The organism is Clostridium sp. HV4-5-A1G, assembly GCF_900184915.1.
Lineage (GTDB): Bacteria > Bacillota > Clostridia > Clostridiales > Clostridiaceae > Clostridium_B > Clostridium_B aromativorans.
The window spans coordinates 1-4,849 of sequence record NZ_FXYI02000225.1 but is presented as its reverse complement, the minus strand read 5'-3'; the positions used below and the strand labels follow the sequence as shown (position 1 = coordinate 4,849).

Sequence of the window (4,849 nt, the reverse complement as noted above, 5' to 3'; positions counted from 1 at the left end):
TACATCATATATAATAATTCGTCAAGTAGTTATTATTTTAGGCATCGAACCTAAAATAACAAGGACTATTCATCTCCAACTTATAGAAGATAGGAGAATTACGCCCTTTTTGTCAAAATTATTAAAATATTTAGGTTTCATATGAATCAAAATATCTATAATCCAATACATTGACTGCTTACTTTACATCGGTATCATCAATCTCCGATGTTTAAATTTTATTCAATTTCATATTGTAGATACTATGTCAATAATTTATATCTTTATTTTTTTTTCATATAAGTAAAATATTCCTTTTCTAAGATTTATTTTTCCTACCCTCTTATAGCCATTTTTATCATACAATTTTAAGGCAATCGGATTTAAGGAAAAAGCATCTAATCTTATAGATTTTATATTTTTCTTCTTTAACATTCTCTCAATCAACATGAGGGTACATTTGCCAATTCCCTGATGTTGAAAATCTGGATTAACACATAATCTATGAATTATAACAAAAGGATCTCCTTCATACCTCCAGTTTCCATTTTTATACTCTTCATTGCATTCTTGATTTATAACAACCACAAATGCTATTCTGTCATTAATTTTTCCTAAAAACATTTGACTTTTTAGAATATCTTCTTTTAAAATCTCTCTATCTGGATATATACTATCCCATTGATCAATTCCATTGTCATTCATTACTCGAATAGCAGCTTTAAAAATTTTTACTACATCGGCCAAATCCTGTATGACCGCTTTTCTTAATATCAATTCTGTACTCATTCAATACCAAATCCTTTATGCGCTCACATCAAAATTTGTTCCAAGATTCGTGTCTTGAATCTGGTCGATACTCTCTATAATCTGCTGAGCATTTTTCTGTCCATTATCCAATATTTTTTTTGTTAAAGCTGTACTTACCGCAGTTGACACATTTAACTGGCTCATAGCCATCGACAATTTAGGTATATCCATATTTTCACCTTCCTTCGTTTTATTTAAAAAAACGCTATCTTTTCAATTTAAACTACCAGCTGATAACTGATAAATAACAAAATTATCATCACAATTTTATCATACAAATTCATCTATGTCATTTACCTTTTTAGTAAAATCATTCTCTAAAGATATTTTTCTTCCACCTACTTCATCATTTGCATTCTTTCCATTTTCAATATATTTTAATTTTTCATTTAAGCCATTTACATCTTTTATAGATCCTTCTATATTGTCATACAATTTTCCAATTTTAGATTGTATACCATTGGCTTTACCCATATTTAATGCTGCTTCAGCTCTTTCTCTTTTTGCCATGCTGTAGTTTTCCATATTTTCATCAAAATCAGCATCAGATTTCAATACATTTGAATTTCCAATCAATTTTTTCTTTATGGAATTTATGGTTTTCAACTGATTATAGGTATTTGACACATTTAAAATCAATGTATCTTTTGAAAGTTTGAGTTTATCCTCCACATCTACATCCGATACATTTAAACTTGACTGATCCTTAATCTTCGACTTAGAGTTATCCTCATTGCTTATTTGAGACATCTGTATCTGCTGAATTTGGGCTTCTATACTCTGAATCTGCTCCTGTAAAGGTTCCATGAGCTCCTGTTTTGTCTTTACATCCATATCACCATTTTTTATGCTGTCTATCTGCTTTTGAATGGATGACTCCTGACTGCGAAGTGCCTTTATCTGATCGTCACTGGAATTATCCTTTTTGCCGCTCACTGCATTATGTACCCCAATGGAAAAAATTGAACTTATCACAGTTATACATCTCCTTATAAAAATCTCCAGTTATATTATCGTAGTTCCACTAAAAATACTTAGTTTTAATCCAGTGTCCCAACAACTTTATTCAATTTAAACAGAGCATTTGGATCAATTTTCAGAGTAGTGTCTTTTTCGCCCGAACCGCCATAAACAAATGAGAATTTAAGAAGTTTTCTATCTATTATGCATGGCAGTGAAATTCCAAGCATAGGAACATTGCCCACTGAAAATCCTGTTACGTACTTAACCTCCTCTTTGGTCGCCAATCTTACATTTTTACAGCCCAATAAATGCTTTATGTCTTTAAAATTAACATGGCCTCTTTCTCCTGAAACAATCAATACATGAAAACCCACTGCAGTATATATTATAAGAGTCGGTGCTATTTGGTCAATATCAATTTTAAAATAATCCGCACCTTCTTTTGCAGTACGGATAGGTACATCATTATGAATCAATTCATATGAACAGCCGCTTTTTTTCAAAATCTCTCTTATATTCTCCATACTATTTCACCTCCTAATAAAAGTGTATTCTTTAGCCGACTATCTCTTCATTCCAGTATAAAGAGTTCCTCTCTAAAATAAATATTACAATAATCTGTGTGCTCATTATAAAAGTAAAGCCCTCTCTTACACCTTCATCAATTCAGTCTATAAACTGCAAAATCTCCTCCCTGCTTTTGCGAATTTTGCTGCGGAGTTTTGTATCTGCAGAGTAGCCCACACTTATTACGAGCCTTATCCTCTTAGCTGTTGGTATATCCAGCAGTTTCTTGAGCTTTTTCTCATTAAACCAGCCCATAATACAGGTGGACAATCCCTGCTCAGTGGCCGCAAGGCATAGATAAGCTGCTGCAATACCAATATCAATGGAGGAATAATCCTGATCTTTGACTGCTCCTCCAATTCGCGCTTTAATATCCCCTTTCTCCTCCAGTACAATGACAAAGGCAGGACATTTATCCGTAAATTTGTTCATACCTATATCCTGGAGACACTTTGCCACTTTAAAAGATAGTTCCCTATTATTAACAACTATGAATTTCCAGGGCTGCTCGTTACAAGCTGAAGGGGCAATTCGACACGCCTCTATGCAGGAAATTAATTTTTCCTTTTCAACCTGCTTATCCAGATAATTTCTGCAGCTCTCACGCTGTGCAATTAAATCAAAATAATTGGTCATAAATATACTCCTTTCAATGAAATTTAGTACTTTAATTGAAAATGCTTAATTCTAATACTTCTTCGCCTCTTCTCTTGTCATCCAAAAATGAATGCCCGTAGTAGAATCCATCCATCTATCCTCATTAAAATTTTCTACTTCTACCCACTCACCCACACGATAAACAAAATTTTCATCTACCAAAGACCAAGCTTCCTTGTAACTTTCCTCATAGTCGAAGCTTTTGATCGTAAGCACTTTTGCCCTGCTGCAGCGGCAAGAAGGTAAAGTAGCAGAACTGCGCTTTGCATCTGCCGGTATTAGAAGCTGTACCAAAAGATCATTAAAACACTTCTTATATCCAAGAAAGGCTCCCTTCTCTGGACAATGCAAGCGAAACCATTTTGTATTCTCATCTGAAATAATACCTTCCAATTTAGCATGCTCCAGTACTGCACCATATAAATTTGCACCTTCAATATTACAACCTGTCATATCTGCATATCGAAGCGCTGCGCATTCCAAATTTGCATGCCTAAAATTCGTCTTACGTGCGGTACATTCATCAAATAGTGCATTAAAAACACTGCTGTACTCTAGGCTTGCCTCATCAAACCTAATTTTATGAAATACACTGAAAGAAAAATCAATATTAGATAAATCCAAGTTTGTAAAATCCATATTAAAAAGCTCTATCTCTTTTAAAACAAGCCTTTCTTTCGCTCTCCTAGTTTTTAATATTTCTTTAAATTTCTCCTGCGATAATTTACGCATGATATTTTTCCTCCTTAAATCCTGAACAAATCGCTTTATGTTCATTTTGAATGGAATTCAATTGTGATACAATTATTCCTACCAATATAAGGGCACAACCTGTATATCCTCTACCGCTCATGTTCTCTCCAAGTAAGAGTACCCCTCCTACAGCGCCAAATACTGATTCCATACTTAATATAATAGCAGCATGAGATGGCTTAGCATTTTTCTGAGCTATCGCCTGCAAGGTATATGCCACACCAACTGATAAAAGACCACCATAAAGTATTGGAACCAAAGCCTGTGAAATGTCACTCAAAATAATATTTTCAAATATCAGAGCCATTATTAAACTTAAAAATGAACATACCGCAAATTGAGCACAACATAATTTCAGGGCATTTACCTTATCAGAAAAATAATCTATCATTAAAATATGTACAGCCCAGAATATTGCCCCTATAATTTCGAACAAGTCTCCATAACTTATACTGAAATTTTCATTTACGCTTAAAAGGTAAAGTCCAACAACTGCAAATACTACTCCAATCCACAAACTTTTTTCAATTTTATGTTTTAAAAATATGCTTATAATCGGCACAAAAACCATATAAAGTCCTGTAATAAAGCTTGCTTTTCCGGCAGTTGTGTAACTGAGACCAATTTGCTGTAGTGTTGAACCTGCAAAAAGGACTATGCCAACTAACGCACCAGGTAAAATTGATCTTTTAAGATTTATCTCAACATTATTTTTATAATTTCCGCTGTATTTCTTCTTTTCATTAAAATAGATAATTAATGGTATAAGCGAAATACTTCCCAGAGCAAACCTTGTCCCATTAAATGTGAAAGCTCCTACATATTGAGCACCTACCCTCTGTGCAACAAATGCAAATCCCCATATAGCCGAAGTAATTAATAAGAGTATATTAGCACTTAATCTTTTATTGTTCATTTTACCATCCTTTTCTAAATTAAAGTTTCTACGTAATACTTTGCAATTGGAAATTAAATGCCAAAATCATAAATTGACATCTTCTCTGCCATAATTGCTCATTTCTTCATTTTGCTGTTTCATCATTTAAGTATCAATATAATTTTTATATAAACTTATATCTGTCTCTTAAACACATATGACGATGCCGACGAAGCTAGAAGT

The 4,849-nt window shown here is 33.2% G+C and carries 7 protein-coding genes; all 7 read right to left on the bottom strand.

The features are described 5' to 3' along the window. Positions 1–255 precede the first annotated feature (255 nt). The 7 genes from J5G60_RS16665 to J5G60_RS16635 all read right to left on the bottom strand — a co-directional run bounded on the left by J5G60_RS16665 (position 256) and on the right by J5G60_RS16635 (position 4,645). Positions 256–768, bottom strand: a complete 513-nt coding sequence (locus J5G60_RS16665) for a GNAT family N-acetyltransferase (protein ID WP_150358408.1) — start codon at positions 766–768, stop codon at positions 256–258. A 15-nt stretch (positions 769–783) separates the two neighbouring features. Beyond that, complete coding sequence (locus J5G60_RS16660) at positions 784–960, bottom strand: YjfB family protein (protein ID WP_150358407.1); 177 nt, start codon at positions 958–960, stop codon at positions 784–786. 99 nt (positions 961–1,059) lie between these two features. Continuing rightward, the gene (locus J5G60_RS16655; protein ID WP_150358406.1) at positions 1,060–1,764 is read right to left on the bottom strand and encodes a FlxA-like family protein; all 705 of its coding nucleotides are present in this window, start codon (positions 1,762–1,764) and stop codon (positions 1,060–1,062) included. A gap of 65 nt (positions 1,765–1,829) precedes the next feature. Continuing rightward, a complete protein-coding gene (locus J5G60_RS16650; protein ID WP_150358405.1) occupies positions 1,830–2,276 on the bottom strand; it encodes an aminoacyl-tRNA deacylase in 447 nt (148 codons plus the stop codon). A gap of 142 nt (positions 2,277–2,418) precedes the next feature. Beyond that, positions 2,419–2,955: a nitroreductase family protein gene (locus J5G60_RS16645; RefSeq protein WP_150358404.1), complete on the bottom strand. Its 537-nt coding sequence runs from the start codon at positions 2,953–2,955 to the stop codon at positions 2,419–2,421. A gap of 51 nt (positions 2,956–3,006) precedes the next feature. Continuing rightward, complete coding sequence (locus J5G60_RS16640; RefSeq protein ID WP_150358403.1) at positions 3,007–3,708, bottom strand: pentapeptide repeat-containing protein; 702 nt, start codon at positions 3,706–3,708, stop codon at positions 3,007–3,009. Further along, the gene (locus J5G60_RS16635; protein ID WP_150358402.1) at positions 3,701–4,645 is read right to left on the bottom strand and encodes a DMT family transporter; all 945 of its coding nucleotides are present in this window, start codon (positions 4,643–4,645) and stop codon (positions 3,701–3,703) included. Before J5G60_RS16635 ends, J5G60_RS16640 begins: the two co-directional genes overlap by 8 nt. Between the last annotated feature and the right edge of the window lie 204 nt (positions 4,646–4,849).

Excerpts from the sequence above, each read along its gene's own strand:
- J5G60_RS16640 (WP_150358403.1), bottom strand. The coding sequence starts at position 3,708 with ATGCGTAAATTATCGCAGGAGAAATTTAAAGAAATATTAAAAACTAGG.
- J5G60_RS16650 (WP_150358405.1), bottom strand. The coding sequence starts at position 2,276 with ATGGAGAATATAAGAGAGATTTTGAAAAAAAGCGGCTGTTCATATGAA.
- J5G60_RS16665 (WP_150358408.1), bottom strand. The coding sequence starts at position 768 with ATGAGTACAGAATTGATATTAAGAAAAGCGGTCATACAGGATTTGGCC.
- J5G60_RS16660 (WP_150358407.1), bottom strand. The coding sequence starts at position 960 with ATGGATATACCTAAATTGTCGATGGCTATGAGCCAGTTAAATGTGTCA.
- J5G60_RS16635 (WP_150358402.1), bottom strand. The coding sequence starts at position 4,645 with ATGAACAATAAAAGATTAAGTGCTAATATACTCTTATTAATTACTTCG.
- J5G60_RS16645 (WP_150358404.1), bottom strand. The coding sequence starts at position 2,955 with ATGACCAATTATTTTGATTTAATTGCACAGCGTGAGAGCTGCAGAAAT.